Annotated in this window: 17 protein-coding genes; 10 read left to right on the forward strand and 7 right to left on the reverse strand. The window is 74.1% G+C overall.

Annotated features, from left to right (window positions below):
- Positions 1-8 precede the first annotated feature (8 nt).
- The gene (locus C8D89_RS10005) at positions 9-965 is read right to left on the reverse strand and encodes a cyclase family protein (protein ID WP_243417989.1); all 957 of its coding nucleotides are present in this window, start codon (positions 963-965) and stop codon (positions 9-11) included.
- Between the two features lie 101 nt (positions 966-1,066).
- Here C8D89_RS10005 and C8D89_RS10010 point away from each other — a divergent pair, with 101 nt between their 5' ends.
- Positions 1,067-1,864, forward strand: coding sequence for an alpha/beta fold hydrolase (locus tag C8D89_RS10010; RefSeq protein ID WP_165825625.1), 798 nt, complete (start codon positions 1,067-1,069; stop codon positions 1,862-1,864).
- Here the strand turns inward: C8D89_RS10010 and C8D89_RS10015 are convergent.
- Positions 1,859-2,710, reverse strand: a complete 852-nt coding sequence (locus C8D89_RS10015) for a DUF368 domain-containing protein (RefSeq protein WP_116707974.1) — start codon at positions 2,708-2,710, stop codon at positions 1,859-1,861. The two genes, C8D89_RS10010 and C8D89_RS10015, sit on opposite strands and share 6 nt — an antisense overlap.
- Positions 2,711-2,848: 138 nt before the next feature.
- Complete coding sequence (locus tag C8D89_RS10020; protein WP_133251864.1) at positions 2,849-3,106, reverse strand: hypothetical protein; 258 nt, start codon at positions 3,104-3,106, stop codon at positions 2,849-2,851.
- A gap of 384 nt (positions 3,107-3,490) precedes the next feature.
- Between C8D89_RS10020 and C8D89_RS10025 the strand changes: the two genes are divergently transcribed.
- Positions 3,491-4,687 (forward strand): acyl-CoA dehydrogenase family protein, encoded by a 1,197-nt coding sequence (locus tag C8D89_RS10025; RefSeq protein WP_116707976.1) that lies wholly within the window; start codon positions 3,491-3,493, stop codon positions 4,685-4,687.
- A 12-nt stretch (positions 4,688-4,699) separates the two neighbouring features.
- On the opposite strand, the gene C8D89_RS10030 is transcribed toward C8D89_RS10025, so the two are convergent.
- Entirely contained in the window at positions 4,700-6,085 is a 1,386-nt protein-coding gene (locus tag C8D89_RS10030) for a cytochrome P450 (protein WP_243417990.1), read from the reverse strand.
- A 59-nt stretch (positions 6,086-6,144) separates the two neighbouring features.
- Here C8D89_RS10030 and C8D89_RS10035 point away from each other — a divergent pair, with 59 nt between their 5' ends.
- The 5 genes from C8D89_RS10035 to C8D89_RS10055 all read left to right on the forward strand — a co-directional run bounded on the left by C8D89_RS10035 (position 6,145) and on the right by C8D89_RS10055 (position 13,500).
- Complete coding sequence (locus C8D89_RS10035) at positions 6,145-6,606, forward strand: SRPBCC family protein (protein WP_243417991.1); 462 nt, start codon at positions 6,145-6,147, stop codon at positions 6,604-6,606.
- A 1-nt stretch (position 6,607) separates the two neighbouring features.
- The gene (locus C8D89_RS10040) at positions 6,608-7,147 is read left to right on the forward strand and encodes a metallophosphoesterase family protein (RefSeq protein WP_116707978.1); all 540 of its coding nucleotides are present in this window, start codon (positions 6,608-6,610) and stop codon (positions 7,145-7,147) included.
- 336 nt (positions 7,148-7,483) lie between these two features.
- On the forward strand, positions 7,484-10,258 hold the full coding sequence (locus C8D89_RS10045) for a glycosyltransferase family 2 protein (protein ID WP_207787153.1): 2,775 nt from the start codon (positions 7,484-7,486) through the stop codon (positions 10,256-10,258).
- Complete coding sequence (glxA, locus tag C8D89_RS10050; protein ID WP_243417992.1) at positions 10,255-12,213, forward strand: radical copper oxidase GlxA; 1,959 nt, start codon at positions 10,255-10,257, stop codon at positions 12,211-12,213. Before C8D89_RS10045 ends, glxA begins: the two co-directional genes overlap by 4 nt.
- Positions 12,214-12,387: 174 nt before the next feature.
- Positions 12,388-13,500 carry a glycoside hydrolase family 6 protein gene (locus C8D89_RS10055; protein ID WP_243417993.1) on the forward strand — a complete coding sequence of 371 codons (1,113 nt, stop codon included), beginning with the start codon at positions 12,388-12,390 and terminating at the stop codon, positions 13,498-13,500.
- A gap of 35 nt (positions 13,501-13,535) precedes the next feature.
- Here C8D89_RS10055 and C8D89_RS10060 read toward each other — a convergent pair whose 3' ends face one another.
- From C8D89_RS10060 to C8D89_RS10070, 3 genes are all read right to left on the reverse strand, one after another.
- The gene (locus tag C8D89_RS10060) at positions 13,536-14,390 is read right to left on the reverse strand and encodes an NAD(P)-dependent oxidoreductase (RefSeq protein WP_116707979.1); all 855 of its coding nucleotides are present in this window, start codon (positions 14,388-14,390) and stop codon (positions 13,536-13,538) included.
- 9 nt (positions 14,391-14,399) lie between these two features.
- A complete protein-coding gene (locus C8D89_RS10065) occupies positions 14,400-14,978 on the reverse strand; it encodes a peroxidase-related enzyme (protein ID WP_116707980.1) in 579 nt (192 codons plus the stop codon).
- A 116-nt stretch (positions 14,979-15,094) separates the two neighbouring features.
- The gene (locus C8D89_RS10070; RefSeq protein ID WP_116707981.1) at positions 15,095-15,553 is read right to left on the reverse strand and encodes a hypothetical protein; all 459 of its coding nucleotides are present in this window, start codon (positions 15,551-15,553) and stop codon (positions 15,095-15,097) included.
- Between the two features lie 149 nt (positions 15,554-15,702).
- Between C8D89_RS10070 and C8D89_RS10075 the strand changes: the two genes are divergently transcribed.
- The 3 genes from C8D89_RS10075 (at position 15,703) to asnB (ending at position 18,365) form a co-directional block, all read left to right on the forward strand.
- Complete coding sequence (locus C8D89_RS10075; RefSeq protein ID WP_165825626.1) at positions 15,703-16,041, forward strand: DUF3024 domain-containing protein; 339 nt, start codon at positions 15,703-15,705, stop codon at positions 16,039-16,041.
- Positions 16,038-16,655, forward strand: coding sequence for an NUDIX hydrolase (locus C8D89_RS10080; protein WP_116707983.1), 618 nt, complete (start codon positions 16,038-16,040; stop codon positions 16,653-16,655). Before C8D89_RS10075 ends, C8D89_RS10080 begins: the two co-directional genes overlap by 4 nt.
- 132 nt (positions 16,656-16,787) lie before the next feature.
- The gene (asnB, locus tag C8D89_RS10085) at positions 16,788-18,365 is read left to right on the forward strand and encodes an asparagine synthase (glutamine-hydrolyzing) (RefSeq protein ID WP_279323366.1); all 1,578 of its coding nucleotides are present in this window, start codon (positions 16,788-16,790) and stop codon (positions 18,363-18,365) included.
- Positions 18,366-18,416: the final 51 nt, after the last annotated feature.

Genomic DNA, 18,416 nt, shown 5'->3' on the forward strand with positions numbered 1-18,416 from the left:
CGCTCCGGTCAGAACGTGGCGATCGGGTTGACGGGGCTGCCGGACGTACCGGCGAAGCGGATCGGCGCCACGGCGAGGTGGAAGTCCCACTGGCCGAGCTCGGCGGCCGTCGTCGCGCACCCCTCCAGGTCGCAGTTGTCGAGCAGCCACAGCCCCATCGCGACGAGGCCCACGGCGTGGATCGGCATCAGCACGCCCTCGTACCCCGACGGCTGGACGTCCTGCGGGGTGTCGGCGCCGATCAGCGCGACCTGCCGTTCGTGCAGCCACGGCAGGCAGGACGCGTGCCAGCCGGCCTGCGCGACACCGGGCGCCGCCCCGGCCTCGTGGCGGGCGCGGCCACGGCCGGTCCGCAGGAACACGGCGTCCCCGGCCCGCACCCGGACACCCTGGCGACGCTCGGCCTCCTCGAGGTCGTCGGGGAACACCCCCTGCCCCGGTTCCAGCCACGGCACGTCGCGGACCCTCGCGACGTCCAGCAGGACACCCCGCGTGAGGATCCCGTTCGCGGCCGCCGTCACGGCCGCCCACGCCGAGCCGGTGGCGGCGTCGACCAGCGAGTGCGGCCGCCCGTTGTACATCGCGCCGTCCCAGAAGATGTGGCACGGCGAGTCGATGTGCGTGACGGTGTTGCCGTGGAAGGTGAGGCCGAGCCGCTCGGACGAGAAGCCCCAGCGGCGGTCGTGGGGGAACTCGGGCACCGGCATGTCCTCGGCGCCCGGCATGTCGGCGGCGCAGGGACACGTCGTCGTCGACCGCTCCATCTCGCCCGGCACGGCGATCTCCCAGGCGCACGACACGCTCCTGCCGTGGCGCACGACCCGCGCCGCCGCCCGCCGCACGTCGTCGGTGACGTGGTTCAGCGTGCCGAGCTCGTCGTCGTCGCCCCACCGCCCCCAGTTCGACAGCGTGTCGAAGTACCCCAGGACGTCGTCCCGTGTCGGCACCGACCACCCGGCCGTCATCCCGGCATCGACTCCCCCGGTCACGCGGTTCGAGAAACCGCCCGCAGGCTATCCGCCCATCGCGGATCCGCGATGGCATCCGAGTTGGCGAGGCCCGCGTCGTGATCCGGGGAGAGGTCGTCTCCGCTGACGGCACGCCGATCGCCTCCTGGCGGAGCGGCGCCGGGCCGCCGCTCGTGCTGGTGCACGGGACGGCCTCCGACCACAGCAGGTGGGCTCCCGTCCTGCCGGCGTTCGAGCAGCGCTACACGGTTCACGCCGTCGACCGTCGCGGTCGGGGCGGCAGCGGCGACGCCGAGGACTTCGCGATCGCGCGGGAGTTCGAGGACGTGGCCGCCGTGGTGGACTCGCTCGCGGAGCCGGTGAACCTGGTCGGCCACTCGTACGGAGCGCTGTGCGCCCTCGAGGGCGCCTTGCGCAGCCGCAACGTCCGCACGTTGGCGCTCTACGAGCCCTCGTTGGAGGGGGCGGGGACCGAGATCTATCCTCGCGAGGTCATCGAGCGGCTCGAGAGGTTGCTACAGGCGGGAGACCGGGACGGGGTGGTGGCGACCACCGCGCGTGAGGTCGCAGGACAGCCGCCGGAGGTGGTGGACGCCATGCGGCTCCAGCCCGCGTGGCGAGCCCGCGTGGCGGCGGCGCACACGGTGCCGCGGGAGCTGCGCGCGGTCACGACGTACCGTTTCGAGCCGGAGCGGTTCCGGGAACTCACGGTACCGACGCTGCTGCTGAGCGGGAGCGAGAGCCCGCCCGGGTATCGGACGGCCGTCGAGGCCGTGGACGGGGCGCTGCCGGACTCGCGGGTCGTGGTCATGCCCGGGCAGGGGCATGGGGCCGTGGACACCGGGACCGATCTCTACACCGCCGAGGTCGTCCGGTTCGTCGAGGGTTCCTCATGAACGCCGGCACGTCGGCGGGCGGCCGAGGTCGTCGGGGGCGAGCGCCCGCCGGTCCTGGCGGTGCTGGAGCAGCGCCAGCGCGGCCACCACGGCGGCGCCCACGAGCGCGACCGGGATCATCGCGGCGCCGGCGGCATCCGGGGCGAGCAGGCCGCGCTCGGCGTCCTGCCACGGCCACAACGCCCGCAGCGAGCCGAGCAGCACGCCGATGACGACCGCCATCAGCGCGCGGCGGTGCTCGCGCATCAGCCAGCGGAGCAACGACACGAACGACGCGAGCCCCACGACGGCGCCGCCGGCGAAGGCCGCGACGTAGGGCAGGTCGGCCTCGGCGACGGCGCGCAGCGTCGGCTCGTAGAGCCCCAGCACGAGGAGCAGGAACGACCCGCTGAGACCGGGCAGCACCAGCGCGGACACCGCAGCCGACGCCACGAGCGCGACCAGCCACAGCGACGGCGCGCCGGTGTCCCCCGGGCTCGGCAGCCCGGTGAGCCACCACGTCGCGACCGCGGCCACGGGGATCGCCGTCCACTCCCCGAGGCTGCGGGGCCGGCCGAGGGTCAGGGCCGGGACCAGCACCGAGGCGACGATCATCCCGAGGAAGAGCGCGTTCGTGCCCACGGGGTGGCGCTCGAGCAGCGGCGGCAGGGCGCGGGAGGCCGTCAGCAGGGCTACCACCATGCCCGCGAGGATCGCCACGAGCAGGCCCCACTCGACGCGACGCCAGGCCTGGCGGCTGCGCGCGTCACCCCGTCCGCGCAGGATGTCGGGGAGGCCACGCACGACGTCCACGAGGTGCCCCGCGGCGAGGAGGAGCCGCTCGTAGACCCCGACGACGAGGGCCATCGTGGCCGGCTGACGCCCGGGACGGTCTCGACCACACCGATCGCCGCGCCTCGGGTCACGTCCAGGGCGGCCCGCGCTCGCCGTCCGATTCGCACGGTTTCACCCTAGGAGGGCGATTCCGGCGGTCCTCGACCGCCCTCAGAGGTCGGTGTCGGGCACCGGTCCCCGGGGACGGGGCACGGCGACCGCGTGGTGGCGCGCGATGCGCACGTCCGCGGCCTGCTCACCGGCCTCCCACAGGGCGTGTCGACGTCGTGCGGCCTCGCGGCGGGCCGCGGCGAGACCGTAGGGCCCGTAGGCGTCGCGGAATCGTCCCGCGGTGTCGACCACGACCACCAGGTACTCGGGGACACCGTCGTGGCGGTGCCCGTGGGTCGGGTGTGCTCGTCCGTCCATCCACTCCCCCCGGCGGACCACCACGACGGGGTGGACGGCGTCCAGGCGCGGCCCGACGTGGGTCGTGCGGCCGTCGTAGGTGCGGCCGCACGGGTGTGACGAAGGTCCAGGTGTATACCCCATCGGGACGTCTGGCGAACGGCGCCGCGCCGGTTCCCTGCGCTGAGTGAGCACGGCGTTCGCCGAACGGACACGACGGTGCGTCGCCCGGCCCGCTCCGGGCACGACCGGCCCGCCGGGGTCGGCGAGGCACGGACGACACCGACCGGATCGGTCGGGCCGGGTCGACGGCCGCCCCGGGGGCGTGAGGATCGCGGGGAGGGGGAACGGATCCGGACCGGGCGGGCCCGCCGTCCGCGTCCGCCCCCGGCGAGGGAGTCCCCCATGACCGTCGACAGCCAGGCTCCGCTCACCGAGGCGCTCGGCACCGACTTCTTCTCGGTGCGGCGGCGGTTCACCGAGGCGCAGTGGGACACGTTCATGGCCGTGCGCCGCTACGTCGACCACGTCGTCACGCCCGCGGCCCCGGAGGCGTGGGACGCCGCGGAGATGTCGTGGGACGTCATCCGCGGGTTGCCCGACCTCGGCATCGTCGGTGACGACATCTCCGGCTACGGCTGCCCCGGTCATGACCCGTTGACCTGCGGGCTCGTGGCGATGGAGCTCGCGCGCGGGGACGGCAGCCTCGCCACGTTCTTCGCCGTGCAGTCCGGGCTGGCGATGAAGGCCGTCGACATGCTCGGTTCGGAGGAGCAGAAGCAGGAGTTCCTGCCGGCGATGGCGCGTCTCGACCTCGTCGGCGCGTTCGGGCTGACCGAGCCCGACCACGGGTCGGACTCGGTGGCCCTGGAGACGACGGCGCGGCGCGACGGGGACGACTGGGTGCTCGACGGGCGCAAGCGCTGGATCGGCAACGGCAGCATCGCCGGGCGCACCGTCGTCTGGGCGCGCGACGTCGAGACGCGCGCGGTGCTGGGCTTCCTCGTCGACACCAGCACCCCCGGCTACGAGGGCACGATCATCCCCCGCAAGGCGTCGATGCGGGCGGTGTGGCAGGCCGATGTCCGTCTCGACGGGGTCCGGGTCCCCGAACGCGACCGGCTGCCGGGCGCGGAGAGCTTCAAGGACGCGGGCCGGGTGCTGGCCACCACCCGCGGGACCTGCGCGTGGATGGCGCTCGGCGCGGCGACGGCGGGTTACGACGCGGCGCTGCGCTACCTGCTCGACCGCCACCAGTTCGGCCGCCCGCTCGCGCGCAACCAGATCGTGCAGGAGCGGCTGGTGAAGATGCTCGCCGAGCTGACCGGGATGCAGCTGTACTGCATGCAGATCGCCCAGCTCGCCGAGGACAGCGACCTGGCGCCGACCATCGCCGGTCTGGCCAAGATGAACAACACCCGCAAGGCCCGCTGGATCCTCGGCGAGGCCCGCGACCTGCTCGGCGGCAACGGCATCCTGCTGGACAACCACGTGATGCGGCACATGGCCGACATCGAGTCCATCCACACCTTCGAGGGCACCGAGACCGTGCAGACGCTGATCGTCGGTCGGGAGATCACCGGCTACAGCGCCTTCACCTGATCCGTCCCGGGGTCACCCGACGGCCGTCACCGCCGGGGTGAGGCGCACGGGCAGTTCGGTGTAGCCGCGCAGGATGCGGGTCGGGCGCCGTCGCGGCGCGCCGGCCGGCGCGAGCCGGGGGTGGCGCTCGAAGAGCGCCCGCAGCGCCACCTCACCCTCCATCCGTGCCAGCTGGGCCCCGAGGCAGAAGTGCGGTCCGCTGGAGAACGCGAGGTGCTCCCGCGCGTTCTCGCGGCCCACGTCGAACACGTGCGGGTCGGCGAACACGCGGGGGTCGCGGTTGGCGCCGGCGAGCACGGTGACCACCAGGTCCCCGGCGGCCAGCGCCTCGCCGGCCACCTCGGTGTCGACCCGGGCCCGCCGGGCGGTCCGCTCCACCGGCGGGTCGAAGCGCAGCACCTCGTCCACCGCGTTCGCCCACAGCTCGGGCTCGGCGACCAGGCGCTCGCGCTGCTCCGGGTGCGCGAAGAGCTGGGTCGTCCCGTTGCCGATGAGGTTGACCGTGGTCTCGAAGCCGGCGGCCAGCACGAGCAGCGCGGTCGACACGAGCTCCTGCTCGGTGAGGCCCGTCCCGTCGTCGTCGACCTCGCCGACCAGGCTGGACAGCAGGTCGTCGCCGGGCTCGCGGCGCAGCCGGCGCAGGTGGTCGCGCATCCAGTCGTGCAGCGCGGCGAGGTTGCGCTCCATGGAGGCGTGCGCCCGGCGGGTCAGTCCCATGTCGAGCGATGTCGCCGCGCCGTCGCCCCACGCCAGGAACTGCTCGCGCATCGACGTCGGCACACCGAGCATCTCGCTGATCACCGTGACGGGCAGCAGGCTCGCGTACCGGGCGACGAGGTCGACCGGCTCGCCCGCGCGGACGTCGCGGTCCATGTCGTCGAGCAGCTCCTGGGCGATCTCGGTGGTGCGCTCGCGCAGCGCGGCCACCCGTCGCGCCGTGAAGGCGCGGCTGACGAGCTTGCGGTAGCGCGGGTGGGCGGGCGCGTCCACGGCGAGCATCGACGGCGGGTCGATCGGTCCGGGGTGACGCGTCGGCCCGGCGAGCGCGAGCGCCGCCCGCGCGGGCGCGGGCACGACCTGGGTGGGGTGGGTGACGCCGAAGTCGTCGCTGCGCAGCACCGTGGTGGCGACGTCGTGGTGCACCGTCAGGCGCGCGAACGCCCCCGTCGCGAAGGGGCGGGTGGTGCGCAGGCGCTCGTAGTGCGGGAACGGGTCGGCCTGCATCGTCGGGTCGAGCAGCAGGCGCGCGTCCGGGTTGCCCGCCCGCACCCGGCGCCGGATGGCCGCGCGCATCAGCCCGTGGGTGGCGCCCCAGCGCAGCGTGGTGCCCAGCGGCGAGCGCGCGACCGACGAGGCGAGGGACGAGGACAACGACGACGGCAGCGACGACTGGGCCACGGCGGCCTCCCCGGGAGGTTCGGTACGTTTCCGTACCAGAGCGACCATACTCGGAGTATGTGTTCGTCGTCCAGCACGCGCCGGGGTACGTCCCCCGGGTGCAGACGACCCTCCGCGCCACCGGCCCGCTGCCCGCCGACGAGGCGTGGGAGCGCTACGCCGACCTCGACCGCTGGAGCCACTGGGCGCCCCAGATCTCGGGTGTGACGGTGACGGAGACGCCGGGGCCGGACGCCCGGCGGCTGGTCAACGGCCTGCGCGGCACGGTGCGCGCCGCCGGCCTGGTGCGCCTGCCCTTCGAGGTGACCGCGGTCGACGAGGCCGCGCGCACCTGGTCCTGGCGGGTCGGCGTCGGGCCGGTCACGCTGCACCTGGACCACGGGGTCGAGGACGCCCGCGCCGACGGCGATCCCCGCCTGCGGTCGCGCACCTGGCTGCGTACCACCGGACCGGCGTTCGTGGTGCTGCCCTACGCCCCGCTCGCGCTGGTCGCGCTGCACTCGCTGCTGCTGGAGCGATGACGTGCACCTCGTGCTCATGAGCGACACCCACCTGCCCGTGCGCCGGCCGACCCGCCGCGTACTGCCCGCCGAGCTCTGGGCCGCGGTCGACGAGGCCGACGTCGTGGTGCACGCCGGCGACTGGATGGACCCCGCCCTGCTCGACGAGCTCGAGCGCCGCAGCGCCCGGCTGATCGCGTGCTGGGGCAACAACGACGGCGACGAGCTGCGCGCCCGCCTGCCCGAGACCGCCGTCGCGGACCTCGGCGGCCTGCGGCTCGCCGTCACCCACGAGACCGGTGCCGCGGCGGGGCGCGAGCGGCGGTGCGACGCCCGCTTCGGTCCCGGCGGCGACACCCCGGTCGACGTCCTGGTCTTCGGGCACAGCCACATCCCCTGGGACTCGACGACCCCGGGCGGCGTGCGCCTGCTCAACCCCGGCTCGCCCACCGAACGTCGCCGCCAGCCCGCGTGCACGTACATGACCGCCGAGGTCGGTGACGGTGCCCTGGTCGCGGTCCGACGACACGCCCTCCCACCCGGTGCCGCCGTACGGTCGTGATCGCACTACCGTGTGTCGTCGAGCTCGGACGGGTTGCTGTGGGGTGTGCCGCCGGCCCGCCCTGGTCCGTCCGGGCCAACACTGCGGCGGGCGTCCGGTCCTGCGCCTGAACGGACGGGCGGGCGTCCCCCTCGGTGAGCACGGTGGGTGATGGCCTTAACGTTCTCCGGGCCGGTGGGACGCCGGTGATCCGGACGAGGAGCGACGGGAGGACGGCACGTCGGCGGTACCGCTCCCCTCGCGTGCCCGCGGGAGGAGTGACGACGACGGGAGGCTCGTGACCATCGCCGCCGCGGTGACGTCGGTGGTGTCGCGAGGATCGAGACGAAACGGCCGATGACCCTTCTTGCCGAGCGACCCCCGGACGAGGTCGACGAGTCAGAGCTCGTCGTCGGCCGTCGTATCCAGGAGTTCTCCCAGCTCGCGGGGCCCATCCGGGAGCCGGACCCCGCCGACGGTCCCTACCGCGTCGCCTACCGGGGCGTCGACGCGGTGCACGGCCGCGGCCGCGTCGCCCGCTCGCTGCTCGTCGCCGGCCTGAACTTCGCCTTCGAGGCCCTCTTCTTCCTCTGGCTGCTGCACCCGTCGCACCGGCCGGCGGTGACCGGCTCGGACTTCGCGATCTACGCGAACTGGGTGGTCATCGGCTCGATCGGCCTCATGGAGCTGCTCCGGCTCATCAACGTGCTCTCGCTGTCGCTGGCCTCGGTGATCGCCCGCGACCCGGTACCGGTGCCGCCCGAGCCCGACCGGCGCATCGCCTTCCTCACCACGATCGTCCCGGGCAAGGAACCGATCGACGTGGTGCGCGGGACGCTGCAGGCCGCCCTGCGCATCCAGTACGACGGCATCCTCGACGTCTGGATCCTCGACGAGGGCGACGACGACGACGTCAAGGCGATGTGCCGCGAGCTGGGGGTCAACCACTTCACCCGCAAGGGCATCGAGAAGTACAACCGCAAGAAGGGCGCCTTCAAGGCGAAGACGAAGCACGGCAACTACAACGCCTGGGTGGCCGAGCACGGGGCGTCCTACGAGGTCTTCCTCTCGGTCGACCCCGACCACGTGCCGCTGCCCAACTACGCCGAGCGCATCCTGGGCTACTTCCGCGACCCCGACGTGGCCTACGTCGTCGGGCCGCAGTGCTACGCGAACGACGAGACGTTCGTGACCCGCGCCGCGGAGTCCCAGCAGTTCCCGTTCCACTCGCTGATCCAGCGCGCCGCCAACCGCTACAACGCGGCGATGCTGGTGGGCACCAACAACGCCGTGCGCATCAGCGCGCTGGCCGGCATCGGGGGCCTGTCCGACTCGATCACCGAGGACATGGCCACCGGTTTGAAGTTCCACACCCGGCGCAACCCCGCCTCGGGCCGGCGCTGGAAGTCGGTCTACACGCCGGACGTGCTCGCCGTCGGCGAGGGCCCGTCGTCCTGGGGCGACTTCTTCAGCCAGCAGATGCGGTGGTCGCGCGGCACGTTCGAGGTCCTGCTCAAGGAGATGTGGCTGCGCCTGCCGCGGCTGTCGCCGGGCCGCGCGCTGCACTACGTGCTGATCACGACCTTCTATCCGTCGATGGCGATCGGCTGGGTGCTCGGCGCGGTCAACGCGTGCCTGTTCCTCGCCCTCGGCGTGCAGGGCGTGGTCGTGCCGGTCCAGCTCTGGCTCGCGCTCTACATCGACGCCACGGCCTTCCAGCTCTGGGTCTACCTGCGCAACCGGCGCTACAACGTGAGCCCCTACGAGCCCGAGGGCTCCTCGGGCATCAAGGGCATGCTCATGTCGATCTTCGCGGCGCCGATCTTCGCGGCGTCGCTGATCGCCACTGTGCTGCGGCTGCCCGCGAAGTTCGTCGTCACGCCGAAGGGCCTCTCGTCGAGCGCCGACCACATCCTGACCTTCCGGCGCCACCTGCAGTGGGCGGCGCTGCTCATCGGCGCGATCGTGCTGGCGGTGGTCCAGGGCTACGCCGCCCCGGCCGTGCTGCTCTGGCCGTCCGTGGCGCTCGCGGCCTGCCTGGCGCCGCCCGTGCTCTGCCTCGTCGAACGGATCGTCGGGCGCCGGCCGGCCATCGACCCGGCGCCCGTCCTGCCCGACGGCCGCGCGGGCATCACCACCGAGACCCTCGAGCGCGCGGCCCTGGACGCGCTGCTCGCCGCGGGGTCCACCACGCGTCGCTCGCCCCGGGCGAACGGCGCGGGCACGCCGGCCGGTGCCGAGTCCCCCGAGACGGTCGGGGCGCGACCGCGGCCGGGCGTCGCCGTCGAGGGCGACCTGCCCGCCGGGTGGGTGCGGACGTCGTCGCTCGCGGGCCGCGAGCGACGGCGCGCCGACGCGGCCCCGCCGGCCGACGGCGCCCGCCCCGCCGCCGAGGACGCGCCGCGGGCGGACCCCTCGCCCTCCCCGGTGCCGCGGCGCCCCCGACCCACGCCCGCCCCGCAGCCGGCCCCGCAGCCGGCCGCCCCGCCCGTGCGCCCGGCGGCGGAGCGTCCGCGGCACCCGGCCCCGCCGGCGGGGCAGCCCCCGGTCGCGCCGAGGCCGGTGGGCCGCCCCGCGCCGGGTCCGACGCCCGGGGCGCGCCCGCAGCCGGGGACCCCCGAGGCGCGTCCGCCCCGTCCGACGCCGACGCCGCGACCGGGCCCGGCCGTGACGCCCGGTCGTCCGGTCGAGCGCCCCGCGGCCGCCGAGCAGGGGCCCCGCTACGTCGCGCCCGGCGACCCGGCCGCGCCCGGCGCCCCGCGTCCGGAGGTCCGGCCCGGCACGCGGTCCACGCCGCCGACGCCGGTGCCGCGTCCCGAGGGCGGTCCGGCGCGCGGACCCCGTCCGGGGCCGCGCCGCGCGACCCCGCCGATGCTGCTCACGTCCCCGTCCGAGCTCGAGGCCGAGGGCCGCGGGGTGACCCCGGTCTCGACCGGGTCGAGCACTGGTAACGAATCGGCAACGCAGCACGACGGACGAGGGGGTGGGGCGCGCGCGTCCGACACCGTCTCGGCGAACGCGCCGACGGTGGCGGTGCGCGTGGTCGCGCTGGCCGCGGTGGCCGGCCCCGCGCAGCACGCCCAGGACGGTGCGCTGCCGGACCTCGAGGGACGACGGACGGAGGCGAGTTGATCGAGCAGGGGCTGACCCGACGCGTCAAGCGTCTCCTGCTCCTCGTCGTCGTCCCGGCGGTCATGCTCGGCGTCAACATCCCGCCGGCGTGGTCCTGGATCTCCGAGCTCCGCCACCAGCGGCTGATCAACAGTCAGGAGTACAAGGAGCAGTTCGGCAAGTGGGACGTCGTCGAGCTCCCGGACGACCAGAAGGTCAACGCGATCCACTCCGCGGTGCTCCCGACCGGCCGCATCCTGCTCATCGCGGGGTCCGGCAACAAAGAGAACATGTTCGCCGCGGGGACGTTCAAGAGCCTCGTGTACGACCCCGCGACGGGCCGTAGTCGCATCATCCCGACGCCGGCCGACATGTTCTGTTCCGGCCACACCTTCCTGGCGTCCGGCAACCTGCTCGTGGCCGGCGGGACCCAGCGCTACGAGCGTCTCGACGGGGCGGTGACCCACGCCGGCGGCGGGATCCTCGTCAAGAACGAGAACCCCGACTCGCCGGTGCAGTCGTTCCCGGCGGGCACCGAGTTCCGCTCCCCCGAGGGGCTCGTCTACCGCGCCACCCACGCGTTCGAGGTCGAGCCCGCGACGAAGGTGGCGACGCGTCGCGGCGCGACCGTGACGGCCAGCGAGACCCCGGTCTTCGCCGAGGCGGTGGAGCCCGGTCCGCGGTACGTCGCCCAGGGTCCGAAGCAGTACGTGGTGGGCGGCGTGGCCGCGGCCGAGGCGCAGAACATCTACGCGCTCGGGCAGGCGATGACCCTGCAGAAGCAGAACTACCAGGGTCTCGAGAACTCCTACGAGTTCAACCCGTACACCGAGACCTACGAGCGCGTCGGCGACATGGACTTCAAGCGCTGGTACCCGACGCTCACGGGTCTCGCCGACGGCACCGTGCTGGCGGTGTCAGGCCTCGACGGCACCGGGGAGATCCTCTACGGGCAGAACGAGATCTACGACCCCGCGACGCGCACCTGGGCCGAGCGGAAGGACCTCACCCAGTACTTCCCGACCTACCCGGCGATCTTCCAGACCGCGCGGGAGGACGTGCTCTTCTACTCCGGCGCGAACTCGGGTTACGGGCCGGCCGAGCAGGGCCGCATCCCCGGGTTCTGGGACCTCAGGACGAACCTCCTCACCCCGGTCCCCGGGATGCGCGACCCCGACCTGCTGGAGACCGCCGGGTCGGCGTGGGCCGGTCCGGTGCAGGACCAGCGGATCGCCGTGGTCGGCGGCGGTGGCGTCGGCGAGAGCCCGCGCTCGACCGCGCGCATCGACGTGATCGACCTGGACAGCCCGAACCCCACCTGGCAGCCGGGCCCGATGCTGCCCGAGGGTACGCGCTACCCCAACCTCACGACGCTGCCCGACGACACGATGCTGATCAGCAACGGGTCGCGTGACTACCGCGGCAAGGGCGCCTCGGACAACCACAACGCGCGCATCTACCGGCCGCAGACGAACACGCTCGACTACGCCGCGGACCCGCAGGTCGGACGCAACTACCACTCGGCGAGCATGCTGCTGCCCGACGGCCGGGTCATGACGGTGGGCTCGGACCCGCTCTTCGACGACGCCGCGAACACGATCCCGGGCTCCTTCGAGCAGCGGATCGAGATCTTCACGCCGCCGTACCTGTTCCGGGGGCCCCAGCCGACCATCGCCGACGCGCCGCCCGCCGTCGCGCCGGGCGACACCGTCACCGTGGCGACGCCGGACGCCTCGCGGATCGCGACCGCGCGGCTCATGGCGCCCATGGCGTCGACGCACGTCACCGACACCCACCAGCGCTCGATCGCGCTGGACATGACGCGCACCGCGAGCGGGGTGTCGATCACGGTGCCCGAGGAGCCCACGATCGCCCCGCCGGGGCGCTACATGCTCTTCCTCGTCGACGAGCGCGGCGTCCCGTCGGTGGGCCGTTGGATCGAGGTGCCGGCCGGCGGCGACGTGGAGGCGACGTGAGCGCCCCGGGGCCCGGTCCGGTGAGCGGACGCCGGGCGGAGCCGGGCGGTTCCTCCCCCCACGCGGGCGTCACGGGAGGGCCTGGGAGCCTGGGTCGCACGCACGACACGCCCGGGGGGTGGCACGACGGTGGCAGGTGAGACGCACGGACGACGCGGCCGCGCGGTGGGGTCGGTGACCCCGGACGCGCGCCGCGGCGGGGGCGACCCGTCGGAGCCCGCGACGCAGCCGATCCCGATCGACGGCCACGCGCGGCCCGGTGGCTCCCGCCGCCCCACGCGGGGATGGGTCGTGGCCGGGACGGCCGCGGTGGTCGCTCTCATCACCGCCCTCGGTCTCGCCGCCTGCGGCATCGGCTCGGACGAGGGCGGGCCCGGCGCCGGCCCGGCCGTGGACGCGGCGTCCTCGGAGTTCTGGGTCGACCCGTCGTCGTCGGCCGCGCGGCAGGTCGAGCAGTGGCGCTCCGAGGGACGCACCGAGGACGCGGCCCAGCTCGAGAAGATCGCCCGCCAGCCCGTCGCCATCTGGCCCACCGGCGAGACCGGCGGGGTCGAGGGTGAGGTGGCCGGAGTCGTGTCCCAGGCTCGCGATGCGGGGCGGACCCCGGTCCTCGTCGCCTACAACGTCCCCAACCGCGACTGCGGCCTGTACTCCAGCGGTGGCGCCGAGAACGAGGACGCCTACCGGGAGTGGCTCGGCGCCTTCGCCCGCGGGATGGGCGGCAACCGCGCCGTGGTCGTCCTCGAGCCCGACGCGCTGCCCCAGACGCTCACCAACTGCGAGGGCGAGGGCGAGCAGGAGGGCCGCGAGGAGCTGCTCGCCGAGGCCGTCCGAACCCTGTCCGGCGCCGGTGGCGAGGTCTACATCGACGCCGGCAACCCCGGCTTCGTCACCGACGTGGGCGAGCTGGCCGACGGCCTGCGCACCTCGGGGGTGCAGGAGGCCGCGGGCTTCGCGCTCAACGTCTCCAACTTCATGACCACTGAGCAGGTGCGCGAGTACGGCGACCGGGTCTCCGACGCCGTCGGCGGCGCCCGCTACGTCATCGACACCAGCCGCAACGGGCGCGGGGCGTACGAGGGGCCCGAGCAGCCGACCTGGTGCAACCCGCCGGGCCGCGCGCTGGGCACCCCGCCCACCCGCGACACCGGGTCGCCCCGCGTCGCGGCGTTCCTGTGGGTCAAGGAGCCGGGCGACTCCGACGGCGACTGCCGCGGCGCGCCCCCGGCGGGCGAGTTCTGGCCGCAGTACGCGCTCGACCTGGCCCGCAACACCCCGGGCGAGTAGCCCGCCTCGGGGGTCGCACGCCTTGAGGCGACCAGTCAGTAGCCGTGCACGACCGCGGCCATGTCCTCGTTGCCGTGGCCCGCGGCGGAGGCGGCGGCCAGGCGGTCGCGCAGCGCCCGGGCGAGGGTCTGGTCGGTGCCGGCGTCGTCCATGGCCGCGAGCACGAGGTCCACGTCCTTGATGACGCCGTCGAGCTCGAACGACGGCGTGAAGTCGCCGTCGATCATCGCCTTGCCCTTGAGCTGCACATAGGGCGCGTCGACCGCCTGACCCGACACCGCGTCGAGGAACTGCTGCGGGTCGAGACCCAGCCCGCGGGCCAGTGCCATCGACTGCCCGACGCCGTTGACCACGGTGGCGATCCAGGCGTTGACCGCGAGCTTGAGCTTGCTGCCGTCGCCGAGCTCCTCGCCGACCCACTGGGTCTTCTGCCCGATGGCGTCGAGCACCGGCCGGACCTTCTCCCGCAGCGAGGACGGGCCGGACGCGAGCACGACGAGCTGCCCGTTCTCCGCGGGTGCCTTCGTCCCGAGCACCGGGGCGTCGAGCATGGCGACGCCCTTGTCGCGGGCGAGGGCGGCGAGCCGCGCGGTGCCCTCGACGCCCACCGTGCTGGTCTGGAGCCACACCGCGCCCTCGCGGGCGTGGTCCAGGGCGCCGTCCATCGTCTCCGCGACCGCGTCGGTGTCGAAGAGCATGGTGATGACGACGTCGGCGGCGGCGACCGCGTCGGCGGCGGACTCCGCCACCCGGGCGCCGTCGTCGGCGAGGGGCTTCGCCTTCTCGGTGCTGCGGTTCCAGACGGTCACCTCGAGACCCTCGCGGAGCAGGCTGCGGGTCATGCCCGCACCCATGATCCCGGTACCGAGGACGGCGACGGACGGAGTCATGCCCGCGGCCTACCCTCGCGGCTGGCGGCCCATGCCGAAGAACTCGGGGTTGGGCCGCAGCGCGGTGAGGTGCGCGAGACGGTTCGACATCGCGAACAGCGCGGTGACGGCCCCGACGTCCCAGATCTCCTCGTCGGTGAGCCCGGCGTCCCGGGCCGCGTCGAGGTCGTGGTCCGAGAACGACGCGGAGTCGAGCGCGAGGGCGAGTGCGAGGTCGACGATCGCCCGCCGCCGCGGATCGAGGGCGGCGCCGTAGGGGTTGATGCCGACGTGGTCGGCGAGCTCGGGTTCCTTGCTGCGCACGCGCAGGATCGCGCCGTGGGCGACGACGCAGTAGGTGCAGTGGTTGGCCCCGGAGGTCGCGACGACCACCAGCTCGCGCTCGGCCTTGGACAGCGGCGACTCCCGCTCCATGACCGCGTCGTGGTAGTCGAGGAACGCCCGCAGCTCGGCCGGCCGGTGCCCGAGGGCGCGGAAGATGTTGGGCACGAACCCGGAGCGCTCGGCGATGGCGCCGATGCGCTCGCGCAGGTCGTCGGGGAGGTCGTCGAGCTCGACCACGGGGAAGCGGCTGACCGGGGTGTCCACGCCCGCGCACGCTAGGACCCGGACCGCGTCCCGGCCAGGAGGACGCCGCTGTCGTGGAGCGAGGGACGCCCTGGGTGCGTGGGACGCAGCGGGGGTGACCCTCGCTCCCTGCGCGGTCAGCCCGGCGGGCGGAAGGTGATCCCGCAGCGCTGCTGGGTGACCTCCTGGATGCGGGTCACCGCGGGCTGGGCCTCCCGCCGCAGGCGCTCGAGGGTGGCGGTGTCGATGCGTGAGGGGTCGCCGCCGGTGCCCGCGAGGCTGGCCAGGGCCTGCTCGGTCAGCGCCTGCACCGTGCGCCACTCGCCGGCGATCTCGGGCGGGGCGACGGCGACGAGGTCGGCGACCTGTCGCCGCGCCTGCTCCGAGGACGCCGGGACCCCGCCCTGCCCCGCACCGGGCGCGGCCTGCTCGCCCTGCACCCGGGTGACCGTGTCGCAGTAGGCCCGCGCGGCGGGGTCGGGCGTCGCGGGGGCGGACGTCGCCGCGGGGCTCGGCACGGTCGCGCCCGGGCCCGGTGGCGTGCCGCAGGCACCCACCCCCAGCGCGATCCCGATCCCGAGGACGACCCCCGTCATCCGGCGTCCCGCAGACCCCACCGTCTCGCCTCCCACCGCGTGGTCCCGACCGGCGCATGCTGGCAGGCCGACCCGGGGACCGCCGGACCGGGGCACGAGTGGCACGGCGCACTGTCAGCGGACGGGGACGGCGTGTCACAGTGAGGCCCGTGCAGGTCCCCGACGAACACCGCGCCATGGTCCGGCAGTGGTGTGCGCGCCGTGTCCCCGAGGATCAGCGCGACCAGCTGCGCATCTCCTACACCGAGCGCGCCGGCCGCATCACGATCTCGGCCCGCCGCGCGCCGGTGTTCCCCGAGCTCGGCACCGGGTGGACCACCGAGCCGATCGCCCAGCTGCGCCTGGTGCCGCACGAGGACCGCTGGATCCTGCTCTGGCCCGACTCGAGCGGGCGGTGGCACCGCTACCCCGACGAGACGAAGGCGGGCTCGCCGGCGCCGCTGCTCGACATCGTCGACGCCGACCCGACCGGCATCTTCTGGGGATGACCCCGGCGACCCCCTCCGCGGTGGCCGCGCGCGTCACCGCCCACCACCGCGACGACCGCCGCGCGGTCCACCGGCCCGACCTGCGCCACGCCGCGGTGGCCGTCGTCGTCCTCGACGACCCCGCGCGGGGCCCCGGCGTGCTGCTGACCCGGCGGACGTCGCGGCTGCGCGACCACCCCGGTCAGTTCGCGCTGCCCGGCGGCTCGCTCGATCCCGGCGAGGACGTCGTCACCGCGGCGCGCCGCGAGCTGGACGAGGAACTCGGGCTGCGCCTCGACGAGGAGGCCGTGCTCGGGCTGCTCGACGACTACCCGACCCGTTCCGGCTTCGTGATCACGCCCGTGGTGATGGCCGCGTCCGGTGCCGTCGCCGACCTGCGTCCCTCGCCGGACGAGGTCAGCGAGCTGTTCCACATCACCCTCGGCGAGCTCGACGTCGAGCCGCGCTACGTGGCGATCGAGGAGTCACCGCGACCCGTGGTGCAGATGCCGCTCGTCGGCCACTCCATCCACGCCCCCACCGCCGCGGTGCTGCTCCAGTTCCGCGAGGTGGCGCTGCACGGGCGGACCACGCGCGTCGACGGGCTCGAGCAGCCGGTGTTCGCCTGGCGCTGAGGGTCCGAGCAACCTCGGGGATCGTTCAAGCGCCGTGACGCGTGCGACGAATGGGTGCGGCGGTGGGCGACCCGTGGTTGTCTGGAATGTGCTCTACGGCTCAGCCGTGGTCCAGTCGAGAACACTGAGGATGTGGAACGCACCGTGTGCGGAATCGTCGCGGCGTACGGAGACATCGACCCCGAGAAGTGCGAGCGGATGCTCGCCCGCATCCACCACCGAGGACCGGACGACACCGGTCGCGTGCACCTCGAGCACGCGTGGCTCGGTCACCAGCGGCTCTCGATCATGGATGTGAGCGGCGGCAAGCAGCCGATCGCCGACGACACCGACTCCGCCTACGTCGTCGGCAACGGCGAGATCTACAACCACGAGGACATCCGCGACGTCCTCTCCGAGGTCCGCTTCGCCACCGACTCGGACACCGAGTCGGCGTTCCGCCTCGTGCTGCGCGACGGCTCGGCCGCCCTGCACGACCTGCGTGGCATGTTCGCGCTCGCCATGGCCCACACCGACGGCCGCGGCGCCGTGGCCCGCGACCCGATCGGCATCAAGCCGCTGTACTGGGCGCGCCGCGACGGCGTGACGCTCTTCGCCAGCGAGCTGCGCGCGTTCGACCCCGAGGACCAGCCCCTCGTCGAGGCCTTCCCGCCCGGGCACGTGTGGACGCCGGGCCTGGTGGGCGGGGCCGGCGACGACTACGCGGTGGGCGCCATGGTGCGCTTCGCCGACGCCGTCCCGGTCGAGGTCCGCCCCGCGCGCCTGGCGCCGGACAAGCAGTGGACCGAGGAGGACCTGGGGCACATCCGCGACGTGCTCTCCGACTCGGTCCGGCGCCACATGATGAGCGACGTGCCGGTCGGCGTGTTCCTCTCCGGAGGCCTGGACTCGGCGATCGTCGCCGCGATCGCCGCCAAGGTCGCCGAGGAGAAGGGCGAGCGCCTGCCGACGTTCGCCGTCGGCACCGAGGGCTCGGGCGACCTGCTCGCCGCCCGCGCGGTCGCCGAGTACCTGGGCACCGACCACCACGAGATCGTCCCGACGGCCGAGGACCTCGAGTCCGCGCTGGACGAGGCCGTCACCGTCATCGAGCACTTCGACCCGGCGCTGGTGCGCTCGGCCGTGCCGAACCTGCTGCTGGCCCGCGAGGCGGTCGAGCACGTCAAGGTGGTGCTCACCGGCGAGGGCGCCGACGAGCTGTTCGCCGGCTACGAGTACGTCCACAGCGAGGAGTTCTCGACCCCGGACACCCTGCAGGCCGAGCTGGTGCGCTCGATCGAGATGCTCCACGAGCTCAACCTGCAGCGCTGCGACCGGGCGACGATGAACTACGGCCTCGAGGCGCGGGTGCCGTTCCTCGACGCGACGGTGATGCGCGAGATGCTCGCGATCCCCGCGGAGTGGAAGCTGAAGATCCACGAGCGCACCGAGAAGCAGCTGCTGCGCGAGGCGTTCGACGGGATGGTGCCCCACGACATCATCTGGCGCGGCAAGGAGCAGTTCGGCGACGGCTCGGGCGCCAAGGACGTGCTGTCGGCGCTGGTCGAGAAGGAGAAGGCCAAGGAGGGAGCGCAGGACGCCGAGCACCCGACGGTCGAGCACGGCTGGGCGCTGCGCAGCGACGAGGAGGTCGCGTACTACCGGACGTGGCACCGCAGCTTCGCCGGCGTGCGCCCCGATCGCACCCTGGGCGCCTTTGCCACTGCGTGACTCGTGAGTGCCTGTCCGTGCCAGGGCACGGACAGGCACTCACGGGCGCGG

This window comes from Actinomycetospora cinnamomea, assembly GCF_003096675.1.
Lineage (GTDB): Bacteria > Actinomycetota > Actinomycetes > Mycobacteriales > Pseudonocardiaceae > Actinomycetospora > Actinomycetospora cinnamomea.